A 22,541-nucleotide genomic window follows, 5' to 3' on the forward strand; every position below is an offset into this window, starting at 1 on the left:
CTAAGAATAAACTGTCGTAGCTATCGGTGCATCGCTGTTTTCATCATAATAACCGCCTGCTCTATCCCCACAAATAGCGCATCTGCTATCAAAGCATGACCAATATTTAGCTCATATATACCGTCAATTTGGGCAATCGCATGAACATTATCACGTGTTAGACCGTGACCAGCATTGACCAACAGTTTACTATCAGCTCGTTTAGCGGTAATCACTGCATTTTTAATACGTTCAAGCTCTACATTTACCCTATCTGTTTTACCTGCCAGACCTGCTTCAGCATAAGAACCTGTGTGTAATTCGATTGCGTCAGCGCTACAATTAACTGCTGCCTCGATCTGCTTATCTTCTGGATCAATAAACAAAGAGACTTTGATACCTGCTGCTTGTAACTGACTGACATAATCTGTCAATGAAGCTAGCTGCCCTGCCACATCAAGCCCCCCTTCTGTAGTCAGTTCAGCCCGTTTTTCCGGCACTAGGCATACCCAATATGGTTTGACTTGACAGGCTATTTCTAGCATCTCAGTCGTTGCTGCCATCTCTAGATTCATTCTCGTAGTCAGCTGCCCTGCCATCTCATATACATCGGCATCTTGAATATGACGGCGATCTTCACGTAAATGAATAGTGATACCGTCAGCACCTGCTTTCTCACACAAAAGAGCTGCAGCTAGTGGGCTTGGATAGCTCACACCGCGTGCTTGACGTAAGGTTGCCACATGGTCAACGTTGACACCTAAGAGTGGTTTTTTTGAAGTATTTTGTGGATTTTGCTCTAATGTAGTAGTCGGCAAAATCTGCGCTGTATCCGTCATAAAAAATCCTTTTATTAATAGTTAGATTATTTACTAAAAATAGCTTATTGATGATAAGTAGTTGTGAACATATTCTATTGTTAAGTACGCTTTATAGTTGATAACGCTGTTGCTGCTGCCAAAGTAGACGACTTTGCAGCGGTTGATAATCGAGCATATGATCAATCAACTGCCGATGTAAACGCGACCATGCGTTCAGAGTACTAACGGACAACCCTTGCTCTACCATTATCAAAATATCATTCCCTTTAAAAACCGCATGACCAACCATACTTTCGCCATCTTCTGTATGCAAAGTCGGCACTAAGCCCATATCGGGTAAGAATCGGTAAGCCTGTTCAGGCTCAATAGGGTTTTCAAGGCTGTCTTGATGTAACGTCAGTGAAAATCCCAACTCATTAAATAGATAGCTCTCAAACTGGCGCAAGCACAGACGTAGCTCGTCAGCGGTTAGGGGTTTTTTGAGCGCATCTAGGCTGTTTTGATAATGCTGCCATAATATGGGCATAGGATCTTCAGTAGGCAATAATCGCCACAATATCTCGTTCAAATACAAGGCTGCATATTGATGCTGACCTGTAATGCTTTCTTGATGTCGTATATCTACATTTGCTGCATTATCATCTTGGACAGCTTGTGTATGGACTGAACTAAAAGAGGCTATATTGATTTGACTGAATGTTTTGAGATCACGTTTGCCAGTAGCAAAGAGTTGTAAAGGCATAAATAGTGGCGCGCCTTTTTTACCAATACCATGTATCACCCCATGCTGCTGAGAAAATAAATAATATAAGGCGCGCTTTTCTTGATAAGGGCGCTGATGTAATAAATAACCGATTAACGCTTCGTTACGCATGATTATTACCTCAGCTATAGTTCACTCAATATAAAAGAGAGTCGCTATTAATATTTTTAATAGCCTAAACTGGTCAAGGCTCTTTCATCATCCGACCAACCGCGCTTAACTTTTACCCACAGCGTTAACATGATTTTTTTATCAAACAGCTGCTCCATATCTTTACGAGCATCCATACCGACTTGTTTGATACGTTGCCCTTTGTCACCAATCACAATCGCTTTTTGCCCGCTACGTTCAACATAAATAGTGGCATCGATAAAGGTACAGGCTTTACGTGGACGACCAGTTTTTGGGTCAGTATGAGCCGCTTCATCTTTAAAGCCGTCAATTTGTACCGTTAAATCGTAAGGTACTTCATCACCGGCACTGCGCATGATTTTTTCACGAATAATTTCACTGGCTAAGAAACGCTCTGAGCGATCAGTGATTTGTTCTGTATCATAAATTGGCGCAGCGACTGGCAAATGTGATGCGATTACTTCTTGCAGACGATCCAAGTTTTGATTCTTTAATGCAGAAACGGGAACGATATCAGCAAAATCAAAGCTATCATTAAAGGTTTCCATTAACGGTAAAACGCTGCCTTTATCTTTTAAGGTATCTGCTTTATTAATCACTAAAACCACATTTAAATTGGTATCACCAAGCTTTTGTAGAACCAGTAAATCATCGTCACGCCATTGATCAGAATCAACGACAAACAAAACTAAGTCAACATCTACCAATGCAGAGACGGCCGCTTTATTCATGCGTTCATTGATAGCACGTACTTCGTTGCGGTGAATACCGGGGGTATCTACAAATACTGCCTGCATCTCATCATTAGACAAGATACCATGGATACGATGACGCGTCGTTTGTGGTTTACGTGAGGTAATGGACAGCTTTTGACCCAACAAATGGTTCATCAGCGTTGATTTGCCGACATTTGGACGACCAACAATGGCGACATAGCCGGTTTTGAAACCTTCAGCAGCAAGCGCACCATTATTTGGTGAAAAGAAATCTTCGATTGCTGAATCGTTATCTACTACATTGTTTTCTGTTTCGTTGATTTCTACTTCACTCATGTCTACTGCATTGTTTGTACTTGTATTTAGGTCAGTATTTTCGGTCATATTTGTGGCATTATCTTCATTGTTTAATGGCAAGTCAGTATGATTGCTCATAGGGTAATCCTGTGGAGGTTATCGTCAGTTAAACTGCTGTATGCGCATATGACATAAATAGCAGCACTGTTATCAAGTTAAGAATATTTGATGTTGCAATACTAATTCGTTAAAGAATGAGCGTTTTTACAATATAGAAATGATAGTCTTAAAGGCATTACTATCAATTCAGCAATATAAAATCAGAGTAATATTACAAAAACTATTAGCTGCGTTTTTTAGGCACACTTGGCAGCTTATGAAGTTGATTAATCATCAATTCTGCCGCTTTTTGCTCAGCAATACGGCGGCTTTCACCAGATTCGGTAATATCAGGACAGTTAAGAATGTTTACCTGACAGCGTACCACAAATATTTGATGCGGGGCATTACCGCGTGTTTCCATCAACTCATAATGTGGTAAGTCAAATTGCTTCGACTGCAGCCATTCTTGTAAACGGCTCTTGGCATCTTTTAGGGCTTTTTGATCATTGACATTATCAATTAAATCACCATACCAAGACAATACACATTCTCGTGTGATATTCATATCTTGACTGTCTAAATAAATAGCACCAATCAAGGATTCGACGGCGTCCGCCAATATAGAAGCACGATTGCGTCCGCCACCTTTACGCTCACCCACACCCAATATTAGCTGATTAGACAGCTCTAGATTTTGAGCGATAATGACCAAGGATTCTTGCCTCACGAGCGTCGCTCGCATACGGGTCAGACGACCTTCGTTTTGGGTTGGATAACGATGATATAACGCCTCACCGACTATCATACCTAGCAATGCATCACCCAAAAACTCTAAGCGTTCATAGTTCTTTTTACTATCAAACGAGCGATGCGTGAGTGCCAGCTTAGGTAGACTTAAATCATTAAACACATAACCCAACTTGCGCGTTAATACTGCTAAGCGTTGAATAAATTCTGAGCTAATAATAAGCGTGTCATCAGACAGGCTATTTTTTGGTGGGTTAGGAACCGCCTGAGGATACTGCGAAGTTGGTTTCATGCGTGGCTTATGATTATCCCTTTTGTTGTACTATTTAAGGTCATTAAATAGTAACGTTTAAAAATATTAAATACAAAAAACCAGCTCATAAAGAACTGTTTTCTAGAGTACTGGCTTGTTAGATCGTTGCTGCTCGTATTTTAGAAAATCGAATTACTCTGCTATTGTAGGATCGATATCGCCTTCAAAGCGATTCACAATATCAATATTTCCAAAGAGCGTATTGGTTTTTTCATATTTTTTATAGATAGCCAACTGACCTGTTTTTTTATCTTTAAAGGTAAATACATCCTCTGCTTTGGTATCGTAATCAGCATTGATAGACAACTGCTTATCAACACGCTCGACGAACTGCTTGGCAGTCTCTTTCTTGTTATTAGACTCTTGAAGCTGCGCACTCAAGGTTTTGGTCAGTTGATAATCGCCAATTTGTGCTGGCACAATGGCAACAATCAATTTAACAGCAACACCCAAAGCGATGATAATAAAAGCGATACTCGTGACACTAGCACCACGCTGTGTAGATAAGCCAGATAACTGTTGCACCATAATACCTCTCAACGAAAAATAGCTATATTTGTAATGTATCTAGCTTAGAAAACACTATTTCTTAGTGGATGTTTATAAGCTAAATATCATTGCATTGAATAGCCATAATATTAGCACAAAACGTTTGTCGGTAAATATATCTATAGAACATTGATGTCATTAATCGATAGCACCATTACGTTTAAAAGTAGGTAGCTGTAGACCTGGCGGCTTATGCATCCAAATATATACTGCTTTTCCTGCTAAATTATCATCAGGAACAAAGCCCCAAAAGCGTCCATCTGCACTGCGATCACGGTTATCACCCATGACAAAATACTGACCTTCAGGCACATTAATACGCCATTCATTGCCTTCTGAGCTCACCACTTCTGGCGACTGTTGCTGTAAAAATGGCGCATATTGCGAGCTGTTCATACCATTCAAATAACGAACAACATACTCATGCTTACCTTGAGTTTCTTTAAAATATTTTGCGTCGCTTTCTTCTTGCTGACCCATCACAGCAGCATTCTCTTCTGTCAGCATTTGACCCGGAGCAACTTCCCCTGACGAATATAACTGTGACGTCAGCTCTGCATTGGCGTCAAAATCAATGGCTTGAGTAGCAACAGGCACGTCATTAATCGCAATTGTGCCTTGATTATAACTAACCGTATCACCCGGCAGACCAATGACGCGCTTAATATAATAAATACTTGGGTTCTCTGGATAACGAAAAACGGCAACATCGCCATGTTCAGGCGTGCCAGTATCGATTACTTTATTATAAGTCAGTGGCAAACGAACACCATAAGCATACTTATTGACGGCAATAAAGTCACCCGTATATAGCGTTGGCACCATCGAGGACGACGGAATATTAAACGGCTCAATTAAAAACGAGCGCACAATTAATACTACCGCCAGCACGGGGAAAAAATCATATGCCCAGCGTACCAGCAAGCTCTCTTTACCGCGACCCCGTGTTTTACGCTGTTTCAGTGTCAGCTTATCTAATAGCCAAATAATACCCAAACCTATGGTTAATGGCACTAAAATCAAATTGAAATCAAAATCCATACTTAATTGCCTATTAGCGAGCTACTTATCCAATGATGACATCCGTAAAAACAGCAATGATGATTCATTTATTAATAATCTAATCTACCTGCAATACGGCTAAGAAGGCTTCTTGTGGAATCTCGACGTTACCCACTTGCTTCATGCGTTTTTTACCGGCCTTTTGCTTAGACAGTAGCTTTTTCTTACGCGAGACGTCACCGCCATAACACTTAGCCAAGACATCTTTACGCATGGCTTTCACAGTACTACGCCCGATAATTTGGCTGCCAATTGCCGCTTGAATAGCGACATCAAACATTTGACGCGGAATCAGCTCTTTCATTTTGGTCACCAGTGCGTTACCACGGTAGCGCGACTGAGTTTCATGGACAATCATAGCAAGCGCATCGACTTTGTCGCCGTTAATCAGAACGTCAACTTTAACCAATTTATCGACCTGATAACGCTCAAAATTATAATCAAGTGACGCAAAACCACGTGACACTGATTTTAGACGGTCAAAGAAGTCCATGACCACTTCACCCATCGGAATATCAAAAATGAGCTGCACTTGACGACCCATAAAGCGCATATCGACTTGCACACCGCGGCGCTCAATACAAAGCGTCATAACGTTACCGAGATAATCCTGCGGTACTAAAATCTGACAACGAGCAATCGGCTCACGGAACTCTTCGATATTATTCGGTTCAGGCAGTCTTGATGGATTATCAACATAGATAATGCTGCCATCTTTTTTTACAATCTCATAAATAACAGAAGGTGCAGTAGTAATCAGATCCAAGTCATACTCACGCTCTAGGCGCTCTTGTATAATTTCCATATGCAGCATACCGAGGAAGCCACAACGAAAACCAAAGCCTAGCGCGTCTGAGGTATCTGGCTCAAAAAATAGCGACGCATCGTTAATTTGCAGTTTTTGTAGTGCTTCACGGAATTTTTCGAAGTCGGTAGATTCTACAGGGAACATACCGGCATACACTTGCGGCGTAATCTGTTTAAATCCAGGAATACGATCGACGTCAGGCGTACTGGCATGCGTAATCGTATCACCAACTGGCGCGCCTGCAATATCTTTAATACCCGCAATAATAAAGCCCACTTCACCCGCTTCTAAGATACCCGTATCTAACGGCTTCGGGGTAAAGACACCAATTGATCCGACTAGATGCGCATCTTTGGTCGATTTAATATAAAGTTTATCACCTTTTTTTATCGTACCTTGGCGGACACGGACTAATGATACAACGCCCAAATAATTATCAAACCATGAGTCAATGATCAACGCTTGCAGCGGTGCGTCACGATCACCTGTTGGTGCAGGAATAAATTCAACCAACGCCTCAAGCAGTTTATCAACGCCGAGACCAGATTTTGCCGACACGCGTGGCGCATCAACGGCATCAATACCAATGATGTCTTCAATCTCTTGAATCACCCGCTCAGGCTCAACTTGTGGCAAGTCAATTTTATTTAAAACTGCCATGACCTCTAAGCCTTGATCGACCGCGGTATAACAGTTAGCAACCGACTGTGCTTCAACACCTTGCGCGGCATCAACAACCAATAGCGCGCCTTCACAAGCCGCTAAGGAACGAGAGACTTCATAAGAAAAATCCACGTGACCAGGCGTATCAATAAAATTCAGCTGATAGCGCTCACCATTTGGATGGTCATAATACAGCGTCACCGACTGCGCTTTGATCGTGATACCACGCTCACGCTCAATATCCATAGAATCGAGGACTTGCGCCTGCATCTCGCGATCTTGCAGCGCGCCACACATTTGAATAAAACGATCGGCAAGGGTCGACTTGCCATGATCAATGTGGGCAATAATAGAAAAGTTACGAATATTGGCTAATGCAGTCACAAAGCGCCTACTAAATAATGGAGGATTGAATAACGAATATAAATACTGTCAGATGGCAACAATAGAATACTTATTCATAGTTAATATCGGTCAATACACCAATATCACTACATTAAGCAAACCGTATTGTAGCAAGTGAAGTGCCTACAGCGCTGATTATTAGTTATAACTACGCGCAGGCACGTGAGGGTATTCTAGCAGTTTTCCACTATAAAGTAAGTGGATTTTGTCAGCAAGCCTTGGTTTTATAAATGAAGGTAGACAAGCAAGCTTTAAATCAAGAATATTTACTTCGTTAGATCTGATATAGATTCTATGAGTAGATATTTATTTTTAGCCATAAAATAGGCAAAAAAAAACCAATCAAATAATGATTGGCATTTTTAATGTTACAGGTCTTGCTAAAAATGGTGGCGATGAAGAGACTTGAACTCTTGACCTCACGATTATGAGTCATGCGCTCTAACCAGCTGAGCTACATCGCCATTTTAGGCTCGGTATTATGCCGATATGAGTGACTTACGTCAACCCTTAAAAGGCATTTTTTGCAAAAAAATTGAATTAAATTCAAAATAAGCGCAATTTTAAAACACCAAACCGGTACTGCTGTGCTTCTTTAAAAATTAGCTAATAAAGAAACATGTTTAAAACATTGCTAAAAAGGTTGGTAAACCGATAAGCCGGGTTCTGTCGTGGACAATCATTCCTCTAGGCGTATCATCGCTAATACGCTCAAGCAACCTACCCGCATCGAACGCGGGCCGCGCCATGCCGATGCCTATTTGGTCTTGCTACGCGTGGAGTTTACCATGCCGTGAACTGTTGCCAGCCACGCGGTGCGCTCTTACCGCACCCTTTCACCCTTACCGATAGTGTCAGACACTAAAGGCGGTCTACTCTCTGCTGCACTGGTCGTCAAGTTACCCTGCCCAGCCGTTAGCTGGCACGCTGCCCTATGTAGCCCGGACTTTCCTCCCCTGCATGTCTGTTACCAGTGTGCAGCGGCGATTGCCTAGTCTACCAAGCGCGCTAGTATAGCAAAATTCATATTGCTTTCGGAAAGTTTTTTTGGCTTATTTTTAGCGGTGATTTATACAAAGTTTTGGGGGAGTATAAAATCTGTGTTACTAAACCCATTATCCTCTTGTACAGGTAAGGCTAACCAATGCGCCGTTGGATGATGCTCAGCTAAATAGTTTTGCAAAAATTTTATCGTACTAGCGGCTATCTCTGTATCCGTCTGAGCAGCATTGTCGTGAATATGATTATAAATGACACTATGAACGTCTAGACCACGAGATTTTATCGCCTCTAAACTTAGCAACGTATGGTTGATGCTGCCCAGCCGACCTGATGTGACCAAAATAACCGGATAGCCTTGTTTAGCAATATAATCCAAGGTTAATAATTGCTCAGTGATGGGTACTAATAAGCCCCCTGCCCCCTCTAAAAGCACCACCTTATAATCCGCTTGCAAATTTTTTGTAGCGCTTGTAATCACATCAGTATTAAGAATTTCACTGGCAAGTGCGGCGGATAAATGCGGTGACGCAGGTTTCTCATAACGATACGGGCAAGTGGTGCTATCAATATCACACGGCTGTAGCGGAATGCCCATCAGCTGACGATGAGTAATAATATCGTCAGCAATTCCCATTTTTCCGCTAATTAAATCTCTTGCGACGCCCGTTTGCACCAGTTTTTGGGTAATGACATTAACGCCTTGCTCCATTAAGGCTTTAGCAATCATACCGGTTGCATAAGTTTTGCCAATATCGGTATCAATTCCTGAAACAAAGAGCACGCTCATCATTAATCCTTTCGCGTTAAATAACTACTGACCACTTTTAATAACGCTTGGCAAAGAGTGGTAAGTTCATCATCGGTAATCACATAGGGCGGCATAATATAAACCAATTTCCCAAAGGGTCGCACCCAAATGCCGTTTTCAATCAGTAAGGATTGAAAGACTGGCATATTAACGGCTTCTTGCAGCTCAATCACTGCTACAGCACCCAAACAGCGTACCTCAGCAACGCCATTTAAACTCACAGCTGGCGCAAGTTGCTGCTCCATGACAGATTGCATATTTGCTGTACGCGCTTCAATATCATAGCACAGTATTAAATCAATCGACGCACAAGCAACGGCACATGCCAGCGGGTTGCCCATAAAGGTCGGACCATGCATCAGTGACGGGTAATCACTTTGGCTAATGGTATCGGCAATAGTGCGCGTGCATAAGGTCGCGGCAAAAGTCATATAACCGCCGGTCAGTGCCTTACCAATCGTCATAATATCAGGGCTAATAGCAGCATGTTCACACGCAAATAACTTGCCGCTACGCCCGAAACCGGTGGCAATTTCATCGGCAATTAATACCACGTTATGTTCATCACACAATTGGCGTAAGAGCTGAAAATACTGAGGACTATAAAAGCGCATGCCGCCTGCGCCCTGGATAATCGGCTCAATGATAAATCCAGCAAGCTGGTCGCTATTTTTGACAAAAAACTCCGTTAATGCCTCACGCTCACTTTGGGTTAAGTCACGCTCAAATCCCATTGGTGGCGCTGCGACAAAGTGTTGCATCGGTAATTGCTTACCATAGAGACTGTGCATACCATTAATAGGGTCGCAGACACTCATCGCATGCCATGTATCACCGTAATAACCTGAATGGGTCGAGGCAAACTGCTGCTTGGTTGGACGCTTGGCGGCAATTTGATATTGCAATGCCATCTTAAGCGCAACTTCTACCGCGATACTGCCGCTATCGGCATAAAATATCGCATCCAGTCCGGCAGGCACAATTGACAGCAGTTTTTTGCCCAAGTTTATCGCTGGCTGATGGGTTAAACCACCAAACATGACGTGCGCCATTTTGCCCAATTGTTTAATCATCGCCGCATTCAATTTGGGATGATTATAACCGTGCACGCTTGCCCACCATGACGACATACCATCAATCAGTCGCGTACCATCTTCAGTAACGATATAAATACCGTCAGCACGGTCAATCACGATATTGGGATAAGTCGGTGGTAGACTGGCATACGGGTGCCAAAGATGCTGCTGGTCAAAATCGTTGGTTGATACAGTTGTCATATTTTATTGACCAGTAATGCGTTTGTATTTAGACATCAAATCACTTTCGGTTTCGATATGATTGGGATCATGAGGAATACAATCGACAGGGCAAATAACCACGCATTGCGGCTCATCGAAATGACCGACGCATTCGGTACATAAGTCAGGGTCGATGACATAAATATCATCGCCCTCTGAGATGGCTTCGTTTGGGCAGGCAGGCTCACACACATCGCAGTTGATGCATTCATCCGTAATTAACAACGCCATAGACTGCTCCTTTTTTTCTATCAGGCATTTCTATTTATTAAGAAATACGCAATCTAACACAGATACGCGACCTATTTATTACCGAGCTTTTGAATAAAAGCTTCAGAGACACAAGGCGGCACAAATTTTGTCACATCACCGCCGAGCTTAGCAATTTCGCGAATCATGGTCGACGAGATGAATGAGTAATTCTGCGAAGGCGTCAAAAATACGGCTTCAAAATTTTCATCAAGCTCGCGGTTCATATTGGCAAGTTGAAACTCATATTCAAAATCTGACATCGCACGCAAACCACGCAAGACAGCAGTGGCATTTTTTTCGCGCATAAAATCGACTAGCAAGCCCTCAAAGCCTATGACGGATACCTGCGGCAAATCAACAAATACGGTCTCGACCAAAGCCACACGCTCTTCAAAGTTAAATAACGGCTTTTTATGATGACCAGATGCCACTGCAATCACCACCTCGTCAAATAATTTGGTCGCGCGCGTCACTAAGTCCACATGACCATTGGTAATGGGGTCAAAGGTGCCAGGGTATAGAATCTTGGTATGCAATTTTGAAGAAGTAGCAGAAGAGCTCATAGCAGGACCAATGTGGTTGGTGATAAAATAATAAGCTATATGCTAGCAAATTTTATCCAAACTTAATACTTATCTGCTACATTTGTCCTAACAGCGCGGCTACATTTGCAGCGGAAGCTTTGTTACAATAGCCAGTTCGACTCATCTGTTTAGCATTTATAAAAAATAACTCGCATTTAAGGGTTAGGATGAGGAATTAGTAAGACTAGAAATATAGGGACAAGATATATTTAAGCAGTCCTTATGGAGACATTATGTCAAAAAAATCAAAAAAACCGGGAAATCAAATTTGTGCCAATAAAAAGGCTCGTCATGAGTACTTTATTGAAGAGACATTTGAGGCAGGTCTGTCGTTACAAGGTTGGGAAGTTAAAGCCATTCGCGCAGGCAAAATGACCATTACGGAAGCTTATATTATTTTTCGTAATAATGAGGCATTCCTATTTGGCGCGCATATTCAGCCGCTGCTATCTAGCTCGACGCATGTCAGCCCTGATAGTATCCGTACCCGTAAGCTGCTGCTTAATCGCCGCGAAATCGAAAAGCTAATGGGTGCAGTCAACCAAAAAGGCTATGCCTGCGTGCCATTATCCTGCTATTGGAAAAACTCGCTGGTAAAATGTCAAATTGGCTTGGCACTGGGTAAAAAACAGCATGACAAACGTAAAACGCTTAAAGACCGTGATTGGGAACGTGATAAGCAGCGTGGCTTTAAGAAGGATTTAGATTAAAGCCCTCTTTCAAAAGATTGGTGTTAATCTTAAAAAAACGGACGATTCAGCATAATGTTGAATCGTCCGTTTTTATTTATTCGATTACTCTTATTTATTAATTTTCAAATAACTGGTGCAATTTCTGTCGTTTGCGATTGTTGATGGGCGCGGCGTAATTGACGTACACCATGCACAATCAGACAAGCTATCCCGATCCAAATAAGACCATAACTATAAATCATCGCCGATTCAAAAGGATTGCCCAAAACGGTTATTGCTAAGATAAATAGTAATGCTGGCTCCAAATAACTCATCATGCCATAAATGTTCATTGGTAGCATTTGACTGGCATCGACGTTGGTTTTCATGGCCAGCACGCTCATAACACCGAGTCCTACCAGCATCGCAATAAAGAACCCAGAGCCGCTGACTAAGCTTAAACTACTTGGGGCAATAAAAAATAAGTACGCCAAAGTAAATGGTGCGAATATGGTTAAATCAACCAATAACCCAGTAACTGCGCCAATACCTTGCAAACGGCGCAAAATATAATAAACAGGATAAGTACCGCAGACCCATAGCGTTGCCCACGAGACGCTTTGCGTACGAATAATTTCACTACCGACTCCAACTGCGGCAAAAGCAACCGCCAACCATTGTAAGCGACTTAGTTTTTCACCGAACAATACGCATCCAAACACCACCATCATCAATGGAAATAAAAAATAACCCATCGCGGTCTGTACGCCCTGCCCATTGACTGGCGCCCACATAAATAACCAAAACTGGCTTAAGAATATTGGTGTGGGCAATAGCAACCATGCCCATTGTTTAACAGAGCCTAATGCTTTGAGTTTATCCATATGCAAACCTAAACGCCCGCTAATAAGCAAATATCCTATCAGTGCGGCCCACATCGCTAGCATCCGCCAGATAAACACTTGTGTCCCTGATAACGGCGCTAAAAAGCTGCTGTAAGCATACAGTACGCCAAACAATACGTTGGATAAGACTGCTAGCGCTACACCCATCATTAAAGTGCGCTGCTGTACGCTGCCTTTGGTCCACATTGCTGGCATTGGGAAACGTGACAAAGTCGATGCTATAGTATTGGTTAGGATTGAAGTAGACATAAAGCACCTTTATTTGCATGAGCAGTGAGAACACTATTTGATAGAGATTATTATTTTCTAATATATAAAGCTTAGTTTATAGCTAGTGATTGCGAAAAAACCTCTATATTTATCTTAATGTGAATATATTTATCTTATAGTTACCTATATTACTAATAATTTATTACTTTATGATTTATAGTGATAATACTTCTAATAGTGACAATACTTCTATAGTAAGCGAATTGTAATCATCCTCTGTTAATGTCTCTACCTTAAAGCGAAACTCTATGAATCAGCCACTAGATAAGACCGACAAGTCCATTTTGAATTTGATGCAAGATGATGCGACATTGCCCTTAAAAACCCTTGCAGAACACGTCAATGTGTCTATCGCTACGGCTCAACGTCGTGTGCAAGCGCTGATAGACAATGGGGTGATCACTAAGCAAGTCGCTATAGTAGACCCTCATAAGGTTGGTTATAGCTTGACGGCGGTGGTGATGGTAGAGATGGAGCGCTCCAATAACTCTATGCAGCATCGATTTGAGCGTTTGATGAATGCCCAGTCGCAAGTGATGAGCTGTTATGAAGTATCTGGCGATGCTGACTTTATGCTTATGGTGAGTGCTAAAAATATGAAGGATTATCATCAGTTCACTCGCAATTTGCTCACTTACGAAAATAATGTACGTAATTTTAAGAGTCAATTTGTGATGAACTTTACCAAGAGTGGTACGAAGATTTATTTAGATTGATAGCTGCTTTTTGCCTAATAGCTATCCATAGATTACTCTGCGCTATCAATAACTTATCGCTAATACGTTTATTACATCATGAACGTTATTCATGTTAAAATGAGCGCCTTTAAATTAGCCATCAACTACCGTTATCTATAATGGCTATTATATATATGCATTTTTTCTGATTTTCTGATTAAGGTTATCCCATGTCTGCCGATACCATCGCCCGCACCGCCTTTAAACAAGGCACCAAACCCCTTTACGACTACGACAAACATTGGGCAAGCTGCTACGAGCCAGCGCCTTATTTGCCAATGAGCCGCAAAGAGATGGATGAGCTTGGCTGGGATGCCTGTGACGTCATCATTATCTCGGGCGATGCTTATGTCGATCACCCAAGCTTTGGTATGGCGATTATCGGGCGCTTACTAGAATCACAAGGTTTCCGCGTCGGTATCATTGCTCAGCCAGATTGGAAAAGTAAAGATGCCTTTATGGAACTTGGCAAACCTGTCTACGCTTATGGCGTGACGGCGGGCAACATGGACAGCATGATTAACCGTTATACGGCTGATCGTAAGATCCGTAGTGATGACGCTTATTCGCCGGGTAATGTCGCGGACAAACGTCCTGACCGCGCGGCTATCGTCTATAGTCAGCGTTGCCGTGAAGCCTATCCTGATGTGCCGATTATCTTAGGCGGTATCGAAGGCAGTCTACGTCGTATTGCGCATTATGATTATTGGTCAGATAAAGTACGCCGTAGTATTTTGCTTGATGCCCGTGCTGATGTTTTATTGTATGGTAATGCTGAGCGCGCCATCGTCGATGTGGTACATGGTCTATCAAAAGGCTATAGCTTTGAGCAAATGAGCAATTTGCGCGGTACAGCGTACTTGCTCACGCCGACGCGCCGTCATTGGCAAGCAGGCATGACCGAAGTCGCTAGTAACGACGTCGATACCGTTGGCCGTGTCGATCCGATCATCAACCCGTATGTGATGACCGAAGATCTTGATCAATGCTCAATCGAACAAGATAAGCCTAGCGCCTCTCCTGTTGGACAATCAATGTCAGGAATGTCAGGGCAATATCCAGGATTTGTATCTGAGCCAGTGACCAATAAAATCTTGAATACTGACCAAGTCGATGAAGAGACACAAGTCGTACAAATGCGTGGCTTTACTAAACCGATGACAGCACGTAAGCATAAAATTAAAATGCCGCCGCGTGAGAAAACCGTCATTCGTCTGCCTGATTATGAGCATGTCAAATCTGACCCTGTGCTTTATGCTCATGCTAGCCGTATCTTGCATCTTGAGACCAATCCGGGTAATGCACGCGCGTTGGTACAGCGTCATAGCAGTGGCGCCGGTAACTCACATACCTCTATCGATGTGTGGCTCAATCCGCCACCGATTCCTTTATCGACGGAAGAGATGGATTACGTGTTTGACTTGCCATACGCTCGCCTGCCGCATCCAAGTTATGGCGATGCGCGTATCCCTGCTTATGACATGATTAAGTTTTCGGTCAACATTATGCGTGGCTGTTTCGGTGGTTGTACTTTTTGCTCTATCACCGAGCACGAAGGACGCATTATCCAAAATCGCTCAGAAGAATCTATCCTACGTGAAGTCGAAGCGATTCGTGATACTGCGCCGAACTTTACCGGTGTTATCTCTGATCTTGGTGGTCCAACGGCCAATATGTATCGTCTAAACTGTAAAGATGAAACTATTGAGAAGAATTGCCGTAAACCGTCTTGCGTTTATCCTGATATTTGTGAAAATCTGATTACCGATCACAGCAATTTGACACAGTTGTATCGTAAAGCGCGTGATATCAAAGGCGTAAAGAAAATCCTTATTGCCTCTGGTCTACGTTATGATTTGGCGATTAAAGATCCTGAATATGTCAAAGAATTGGTCAGCCATCATGTCGGTGGTTATCTAAAAATTGCCCCTGAACATTCAGAAGAAAACGTTTTATCAAAAATGATGAAACCGGGCATGGGTAATTATGACAAATTTAAAGCCATGTTTGAGCAATACAGCCAAGAAGCGGGCAAAGAGCAGTATTTGATTCCTTACTTTATCGCCGCCCATCCGGGTACCAAAGATGAAGATATGATGAATCTTGCCCTTTGGCTCAAAAGTAATGGCTACCGCGCTGACCAAGTACAGGCGTTTTACCCAAGCCCAATGGCGACCGCGACCACCATGTATCACACGCATAAAGACCCACTGCATAAAATCAGCCGTGACGAAGGTGATATGGATATCGTCAAATCAGGTAAGCAGCGCAAATTGCACAAAGCTTTCTTACGCTATCATGATCCAAAAAACTGGGTAATGCTGCGTAAAGCCCTGCAAGATATGGGGCGCGGTGATTTGATTGGTAAAAATCGCGGCTGCTTAATCCCGCCATTTAATGCCAGCTTAGAAGGTCGTGATGCGGCGCAAGACAGCTATCAATCAGCGCGTAAGAAAAACAGCCGTCTGGGTAATGACTCGGTGAAACGTAGCAATAAAACAGCTGACAGCTGGTCAAATAAAGGTACTTCGAGCAAAACTACTGGCGGCAAAAAGAATGTGAGTAAAGGCAACTTCCAAACTCAGCATACGGGTCTACCACCGCGTAAAACCAAGTAATCAAATCATAAATGATCCTCTGTCATACAGTGGATCAATAATATCTATTAGCTAATGCCTGATTAGATAAGCGCCTATCAGCCACACGTTGATAGGCGCTTTTTTATTTGATCTTGAAATTGATTATGCTGCTTGCTGAAAATAAGCAAATCAGAAATTCATTAAGCATCCTTAAATCAATCGTTACAGTAATCAGTGTTTAAGTAACCAAGTGAACACGTAACAAACAATTTCTAACATTCTATAAAGTGAGTTTTGGATACTATATGCGCTATATGCTTAACGCATAGTTAATAACAAATACACGATGACTTTTATATTTTTGGAGAATGCCATGAATACCCTAACCAAACTTGCTACTGCTCTACCTGCACTTGCCCTATTAAGCGCTTGTGCGACTACCGCTCCTACTACGCCAAATACACCTGCTTCAGAAAGTGTGACTGACGCCGCTTATGACCGTATGGCACCAGCACCTTATACCTGTACTGATGGCAGCAAAATCTTGGCAAAGCAGTCAATCAATAAGAAGCAAGTAATGCTAAACGCCACTTTGCCTAAAGTAAACTGGGCAAACCAGCCAATTATCTTGAATGGCGCTGTTCAAGCCGATACAGCAAGCTATGTGAATGAGTCAAATCCAGAAGTGGTCTATGCATGGCACATGAAAGCCGACAAAGGTATCTTCGCTATGAAATGGGCAAATGGTAAAGAATACCAAGTAAACTGCCAAGTAGGTAGATAGTTATTTCGGTTTAATCATTCATTAATAATGATAAATCTATAATTGTTAAGCTTAGCATTACTATAAACAGTCATCGAAAGATGGCTGTTTTTTTTGTGCTTCCTCTGTTAAACGGTTTATAGAAAACTCGTCTTCTTATCTGACTTACTAGAATAAGAAATTGCTAGAGTGAAAAGCATCCTTTTTTGCATTTCGCTAGAGAAGCACACAGAAAGCTGTCAAAATAGCGCCTCTATCAAAACATCTCATGACTTATCATAAATAGGATACCTCGATGCCAAAGCGTCTTATAACTATGCTCATTATTACGACTGCCAGTATGTGGGCGCTTTCAGGCTGCGATAATAGTGCGGATACTACTAAAAAAACGGATACATCGGTATCGACAACGGGCTCAGCGGTAGCAAATACGATAGATTGGTCAGTTATGGATAGCGGCGAAAAGCCCGCCGATCTCGCTAACTATCAATATCCGTTTGCGCTTGATAGCCAAAATGTCCGCGATTATGCAGAGTATTTCAAGGTAGATAATGCAACGGCTCAGCATAATCTAACGATAAGCATGGCAAGTAATGAGGCACTATCTAAAGCGTTGGATCAGCTGAGTGAAAGCTATGTTTCGCATGAGCTGACTGATGATAAAGATATGAAGCTGATCATTCATACTACGCCGGATGTCGCTGCCAGCAGCTATGATTATGTGTTGGCTGGGGAATTTGCAAAAGGGTTGATATTACCGATTGAGATTAAACCTGATGCGATAAAAGATAATGAGTGAGCCTAGATGTACCATCGAAAATACAAATCAATTTTGGTCACACTATTTATCTTTAGAAAATAGTTTAAAAGAAATTAGCGAATATATTTCTATTCATGAAAAAAACTATAAAAGCTATTCTTTTAAGAATATGCAATTATTTTTCGCAGTTTGTACCGATATAGACAGTGTCCTCAAACACATAAGAAGTAATTTAAACTTAACTTCAATTAAACAACCAAATATGAGGCATCATAGAGAAATGCTATCAAAGCACTTCTCTATAATTAGTGATTCTAAGATATTTCTTGACATTAGTAATGAAAAGCTTACTTTTCGACCTTTTGAGCTATTATCTGAAGAAGACAAAGCTTTTGAATGGTGGAGTGCTTATAATGATGTTAAACATCAGCGTCCAGAAAACTTTCATCAAGCTAACATTAAAAACTTATTGAACGCTCTCGCTGCCCTTCATATATTGAACTTAGTTTACGCCATAAGTTCAAAAGAAGAATATTTAAGCGGTTATGAAAATATTCTCATTCAAGCCAGCGCACTACGAAACTACCCAATTTTGCAGTTTGAGAACAGTGGAGTAATGAGCTATATCGGTGGTTATCATTATTACGCTTGTCGATTAAACGCTGAGAATATCTATAAAATATAAACTACATATCTTATAGTTACAGAATCTATAACTATAGTAGATACACTTTTAAAAGAATACAGTGCCACTGGGATTAATTATTCGCAGCCTCTGTCTGCGTAGGCACAGTCAGCAAGAAAAATTGGTACCAGTAGCACCTTATAATTTTTGTATTTCTTTTATTTAGGACTGACTATACCATCATCATATTTTTGGTCAATGATCTAAGGTGCGCTCAATGCATAAATATAAAAATTTTGATTAAGCAATGTTCTGCAAAAGTTATTGAACGCTCAATTACTCGTTATCTAACACTGGAAAACACTATTTCCAAGTAGTGCGCTGGGCGCACCGCACCCTAATCAAATATATGCGATTTTTTTGCGCGAGGGACGAGCGCCGAGTGAACCATTAAACGCATATTTGCCCCCTATTAAAGCAAGCGATGCTGAGGCCATGCTTTTGTCTTTTGCGATTGCGCTAGAGACGAGCTATTTATTAAAGAATAACTTACCCAGAAAATTCCCTTTAAGGAATTTTCTCTTGCGAACCTAACAAAGCCGTGCTTTGTTTTAACGGTTCTCACCAACCATCGCCAAAAACTCTTCCTCACCCACCACCTTCACACCCAGTTTTTCAGCTTTAGCCATTTTCGAGCCAGCTTTATCACCTGCCAGTAGCGCGGTGGTTTTTGCCGAGATACTACCTGAGACTTTCGCCCCGAGTGCTTGCAGTTTGGCTTTGGCTTCATCACGCGCCATGCTATCGAGCGTGCCCGTTATGACCCACGTTTGCCCATCGAGTGGCAATCCTTCTGACGCTACCTGCTCGACCTTATCCCAATGCACGCCCGCTTCGCGCAGTGCCGTGATGACTTCGATATTATGCGGTGCGCGGAAGAATTTATAAGCAAGTTCAGCGGTGATCGCGCCGACGTCAGGCGTTTGCAGTAGCTTTTCGATATCCGCTGTCATTAGGCTGTCTAAATCGCCAAATTGCTGGGCAAGATTCTGCGCAGTCGTCTCACCAACACCGCGAATACCCAGCGCATAGATAAAGCGTGCGAGCGTCGTCTGCTTACTGGCTTCGATAGCGCTAATGATGTTTTGTACGGATTTTTCGCCCAGTTTCTCAAGCGTAATCAGCTCGTCTTGATGATTGTGCAATTGATAAATATCGGCGACAGTCTTGACCAAACCGTGCTCAAAAAAGCTGACCAGCCAACTTGCGCCTAAGCCATCGATATCCATCGCCCGACGCGAGACAAAGTGAATGAGCGCCTCGACCTGCTGCGCGGGACAATATAGCCCACCAGTGCAACGCGCCAACGCTTCATCTTTGGGCAGCACCACAGGCGATTCGCATACTGGGCAGGTCGACGGTAGCTGTACCGGTTCAGAATTTTCTGGACGTTGATCTGTCCAAACACGGGTCACTTTAGGTATCACATCCCCTGCACGGTGGACGCTGACCATATCACCTGCGCGCACATCCAAGCGCTGAATCTCGCCAAAGTTATGCAAGGTGACATTGCTGACGGTGACGCCACCGACTTTCACGGGTTCTAATTTACCAACGGGCGTAATCGCGCCAGTGCGTCCGACTTGCCACTCGATAGCATGCAAGCGTGTCATGACAGTTTCGGCAGGGAATTTATAAGCGGTTGCCCAGCGCGGCTCACGTGATAAAAAACCAAGCTGCTGCTGCAATGCAAGACTATTTACCTTGATGACCATACCATCAATCTCAAACGGCAGCTCGCCACGTGTCTCTTTTACCGATTCATAATAGGCTTGAGCCTCGCGTGGATTTTGCACTACTTCGACCGCACTGACGGTAAAGCCAATGGTTTTTAGCCAAGCAAGCGCTGCTGATTGAGTTTTGATATGCTCAGGTAACCCTTGATTGACTGAATAACAGTAAAATGCGAGCGGACGGCTGGCGGCAATGGCGGGGTCAAGTTGTCTTAAACTTCCAGCAGCAGCATTGCGTGGATTGGCAAAAGTTTTATCGCCCTTTTCTTCAGCAAGGCGGTTCAAACGCTCAAAACCTGCCTTTGGCATCAGTACCTCACCGCGCACTTCTAATAGCTCAATATCGCTTGCAGCAGGAATCCATAGCGGCAAGTTACGGATAGTTTTGGCATTTTGGGTGATGTCCTCTCCGGTTTGCCCATCACCGCGTGTCACCGCTTGGACAAACTTGCCATAAGCGTATTTGAGTGATACCGCCAAGCCATCTAGCTTTAGCTCCATCTCGTATTCAGGGTTTTGCTGAGCCACGCTTAAGCGGTCATTAACGCGGCGCATAAAATCACGCAAATCATCGTATTCAAAAACGTTACCAAGCGATAGCATAGGGATATCGTGGGTCACTTGCGTAAATGCCGATAGCGGCATATCGCCGACTTGATTGATTGGGCTATCAGGCTGTACCAAATCGGGATATTCTTCCTCAAGCTCCAATAAAGAGCGACGCAACTGATCGTATTCGCTGTCTTCTAAGATGGGATTGTCGAGCACATAATAGGCATAATTGTGCTGCTTAAGGGCATCAATAAACGTGCGCATTTGAGCCACGATAGCATCTTCGTTTGCTGCAGATTTTGCAGTATTGATGTCTTTAGAGGTAAGCGGTGCGATAGGGTTAGTCATAGTCGGTGTCTTTTTTTTGCAATTCAAGATGTCGATATGATAACAAGTTTGCAAGATACTCGGATAAACTTTTAATGAAAATGAATGGTTTGAAAAAGTAAAAAGGCAAATAACGTCATCGCTATTTGCCTTTTTTAGTACTGATACTATTTATCAATTGTAATTAACTTTGGTAGCGATCAACCTTCATAATCGCGCACTTGGTTGCGTAATTGTTGCTTGTATTCAGGCGTGATTGGGTCGTTCTCCTCATCTAGCATCACAGCGTCCAAATCGCTTGCCATCATATAAGCGATGCTCATCATACTGTCGAAACTGCGCAGCGCTTGCGGATGCGGCAACGATAAGAAAACTACCACACCGTTATAGTTATTGGTCGCCACGCTATGCGGATCAAAAGGCGCGATACCACTATCGGTGATGCCCATCATGCTAAACCATAGCATACCGGTGCCGTCTTTTTGCTCATAGCGATGGAACATATTCATCGCGCCATAACGCAGACCATATTTATCGATCAATGCCAATAAATCACGACCGCGAATCAACGCTGCTGGACGGTCACGATATTGGTGCGGCAAGATGGTGATATTGATATTGTCTTTGGCATTGATAAGTGGTGCATTTTGCGTATCATCGACTGGCTCTGATAAATGCTGATCAAGTATCGGGCTATTATCATTGAAACTTGGCTCTTCTGCCGTATCAATAGATGGCATCAGGCTGTCAGTTGCCGATACCAAGCTTGAAAACGCATCAGGCTCTTGTTCGATATTCATTTGCTCAGCAGCAGAAGTAAATTCGCTATTATCGTTATGCTGCTCTGCCTGCCAGCGCGCATAATCTTCATCATTTACTTGGCTATAGCTATCGTTTACATCGCTACTGACATTATCATATCCAGACATCAGCTGTGCATCGTCTTGCTGACGCGCTTGGCTCAAAGGTGCATCTTCAACGACTGCATTCAGATAACTGCGGTCAGGCGTGATACTGGTTTCGCCAGCGATCGTGTCGTCTAAATCTGGCTGGTCGACGATATTGCGCTCATGACGCGGTATGATAGGAATACCGTTTTTATCATAATTGACCGCGGCAGCTTCTGCATTTTTGCGACGCTTAAAGCTACGCATGACCATAATTAGCCCGGCAAGCACAATCAATGCAGCAATGGCGATCAATATAAACTGAATAGCGGTCATGAGAAATAATCCTAATCTACGACAAAAGAGAATAC

General features: G+C 42.7%; 20 protein-coding genes, 1 tRNA gene and 1 other RNA gene. 6 read left to right on the forward strand and 16 right to left on the reverse strand.

Annotation, left to right across the window (positions count from 1 at the left end; genetic code table 11):
- Positions 1-20 precede the first annotated feature (20 nt).
- The 13 genes from VLA57_RS05755 to coaD all read right to left on the reverse strand — a co-directional run bounded on the left by VLA57_RS05755 (position 21) and on the right by coaD (position 11,280).
- Positions 21-818 (reverse strand): pyridoxine 5'-phosphate synthase, encoded by a 798-nt coding sequence (locus VLA57_RS05755; RefSeq protein ID WP_201530810.1) that lies wholly within the window; start codon positions 816-818, stop codon positions 21-23.
- A gap of 91 nt (positions 819-909) precedes the next feature.
- Positions 910-1,674 carry a DNA repair protein RecO gene (recO, locus tag VLA57_RS05760; RefSeq protein ID WP_333954541.1) on the reverse strand — a complete coding sequence of 255 codons (765 nt, stop codon included), beginning with the start codon at positions 1,672-1,674 and terminating at the stop codon, positions 910-912.
- Positions 1,675-1,730: 56 nt separating this feature from the next.
- Positions 1,731-2,747 carry a GTPase Era gene (gene era / locus VLA57_RS05765; protein ID WP_442968867.1) on the reverse strand — a complete coding sequence of 339 codons (1,017 nt, stop codon included), beginning with the start codon at positions 2,745-2,747 and terminating at the stop codon, positions 1,731-1,733.
- 304 nt (positions 2,748-3,051) lie between these two features.
- Complete coding sequence (gene rnc, locus VLA57_RS05770; protein ID WP_011512736.1) at positions 3,052-3,849, reverse strand: ribonuclease III; 798 nt, start codon at positions 3,847-3,849, stop codon at positions 3,052-3,054.
- A 153-nt stretch (positions 3,850-4,002) separates the two neighbouring features.
- Positions 4,003-4,398, reverse strand: coding sequence for a DUF4845 domain-containing protein (locus VLA57_RS05775; RefSeq protein ID WP_263240791.1), 396 nt, complete (start codon positions 4,396-4,398; stop codon positions 4,003-4,005).
- A gap of 159 nt (positions 4,399-4,557) precedes the next feature.
- The gene (lepB, locus tag VLA57_RS05780) at positions 4,558-5,460 is read right to left on the reverse strand and encodes a signal peptidase I (RefSeq protein WP_149493154.1); all 903 of its coding nucleotides are present in this window, start codon (positions 5,458-5,460) and stop codon (positions 4,558-4,560) included.
- Between the two features lie 79 nt (positions 5,461-5,539).
- Positions 5,540-7,336 (reverse strand): translation elongation factor 4, encoded by a 1,797-nt coding sequence (lepA, locus tag VLA57_RS05785; RefSeq protein WP_011512733.1) that lies wholly within the window; start codon positions 7,334-7,336, stop codon positions 5,540-5,542.
- A gap of 408 nt (positions 7,337-7,744) precedes the next feature.
- Positions 7,745-7,821, reverse strand: a tRNA-Met gene (locus VLA57_RS05790).
- Between the two features lie 175 nt (positions 7,822-7,996).
- Positions 7,997-8,360, reverse strand: an RNA gene (gene rnpB / locus VLA57_RS05795) — RNase P RNA component class A.
- Between the two features lie 66 nt (positions 8,361-8,426).
- Positions 8,427-9,146: a dethiobiotin synthase gene (bioD, locus tag VLA57_RS05800; RefSeq protein ID WP_333954543.1), complete on the reverse strand. Its 720-nt coding sequence runs from the start codon at positions 9,144-9,146 to the stop codon at positions 8,427-8,429.
- Between the two features lie 2 nt (positions 9,147-9,148).
- A complete protein-coding gene (bioA, locus tag VLA57_RS05805; protein ID WP_333954544.1) occupies positions 9,149-10,444 on the reverse strand; it encodes an adenosylmethionine--8-amino-7-oxononanoate transaminase in 1,296 nt (431 codons plus the stop codon).
- Between the two features lie 3 nt (positions 10,445-10,447).
- Positions 10,448-10,696: a YfhL family 4Fe-4S dicluster ferredoxin gene (locus VLA57_RS05810; protein ID WP_011512730.1), complete on the reverse strand. Its 249-nt coding sequence runs from the start codon at positions 10,694-10,696 to the stop codon at positions 10,448-10,450.
- Positions 10,697-10,767: 71 nt separating this feature from the next.
- Positions 10,768-11,280 (reverse strand): pantetheine-phosphate adenylyltransferase, encoded by a 513-nt coding sequence (gene coaD / locus VLA57_RS05815; protein ID WP_020442709.1) that lies wholly within the window; start codon positions 11,278-11,280, stop codon positions 10,768-10,770.
- A 254-nt stretch (positions 11,281-11,534) separates the two neighbouring features.
- Between coaD and smpB the strand changes: the two genes are divergently transcribed.
- Entirely contained in the window at positions 11,535-12,011 is a 477-nt protein-coding gene (smpB, locus tag VLA57_RS05820; RefSeq protein WP_333954545.1) for an SsrA-binding protein SmpB, read from the forward strand.
- A 104-nt stretch (positions 12,012-12,115) separates the two neighbouring features.
- Here smpB and rarD read toward each other — a convergent pair whose 3' ends face one another.
- Positions 12,116-13,126: an EamA family transporter RarD gene (rarD, locus tag VLA57_RS05825; protein WP_333954546.1), complete on the reverse strand. Its 1,011-nt coding sequence runs from the start codon at positions 13,124-13,126 to the stop codon at positions 12,116-12,118.
- 269 nt (positions 13,127-13,395) lie between these two features.
- Here rarD and VLA57_RS05830 point away from each other — a divergent pair, with 269 nt between their 5' ends.
- The 5 genes from VLA57_RS05830 (at position 13,396) to VLA57_RS05850 (ending at position 18,671) form a co-directional block, all read left to right on the forward strand.
- The gene (locus VLA57_RS05830; protein WP_011512726.1) at positions 13,396-13,863 is read left to right on the forward strand and encodes an Lrp/AsnC family transcriptional regulator; all 468 of its coding nucleotides are present in this window, start codon (positions 13,396-13,398) and stop codon (positions 13,861-13,863) included.
- Between the two features lie 191 nt (positions 13,864-14,054).
- Positions 14,055-16,502, forward strand: coding sequence for a YgiQ family radical SAM protein (locus tag VLA57_RS05835; protein WP_333954547.1), 2,448 nt, complete (start codon positions 14,055-14,057; stop codon positions 16,500-16,502).
- 334 nt (positions 16,503-16,836) lie between these two features.
- The gene (locus VLA57_RS05840) at positions 16,837-17,247 is read left to right on the forward strand and encodes a hypothetical protein (RefSeq protein WP_333954548.1); all 411 of its coding nucleotides are present in this window, start codon (positions 16,837-16,839) and stop codon (positions 17,245-17,247) included.
- A 274-nt stretch (positions 17,248-17,521) separates the two neighbouring features.
- A complete protein-coding gene (locus tag VLA57_RS05845) occupies positions 17,522-18,025 on the forward strand; it encodes a hypothetical protein (RefSeq protein WP_333954549.1) in 504 nt (167 codons plus the stop codon).
- On the forward strand, positions 18,018-18,671 hold the full coding sequence (locus tag VLA57_RS05850; protein ID WP_333954550.1) for a hypothetical protein: 654 nt from the start codon (positions 18,018-18,020) through the stop codon (positions 18,669-18,671). The genes VLA57_RS05845 and VLA57_RS05850 overlap by 8 nt, the downstream gene beginning before the upstream one ends.
- A 551-nt stretch (positions 18,672-19,222) precedes the next feature.
- Here VLA57_RS05850 and ligA read toward each other — a convergent pair.
- A complete protein-coding gene (gene ligA, locus VLA57_RS05855; protein ID WP_333954551.1) occupies positions 19,223-21,304 on the reverse strand; it encodes an NAD-dependent DNA ligase LigA in 2,082 nt (693 codons plus the stop codon).
- 179 nt (positions 21,305-21,483) lie between these two features.
- Positions 21,484-22,506: a cell division protein ZipA C-terminal FtsZ-binding domain-containing protein gene (locus VLA57_RS05860; RefSeq protein ID WP_333954552.1), complete on the reverse strand. Its 1,023-nt coding sequence runs from the start codon at positions 22,504-22,506 to the stop codon at positions 21,484-21,486.
- Positions 22,507-22,541: the final 35 nt, after the last annotated feature.

It is taken from the genome of Psychrobacter sp. S4(2024) (assembly GCF_036861305.1).
GTDB classification, from domain to species: domain Bacteria; phylum Pseudomonadota; class Gammaproteobacteria; order Pseudomonadales; family Moraxellaceae; genus Psychrobacter; species Psychrobacter cryohalolentis.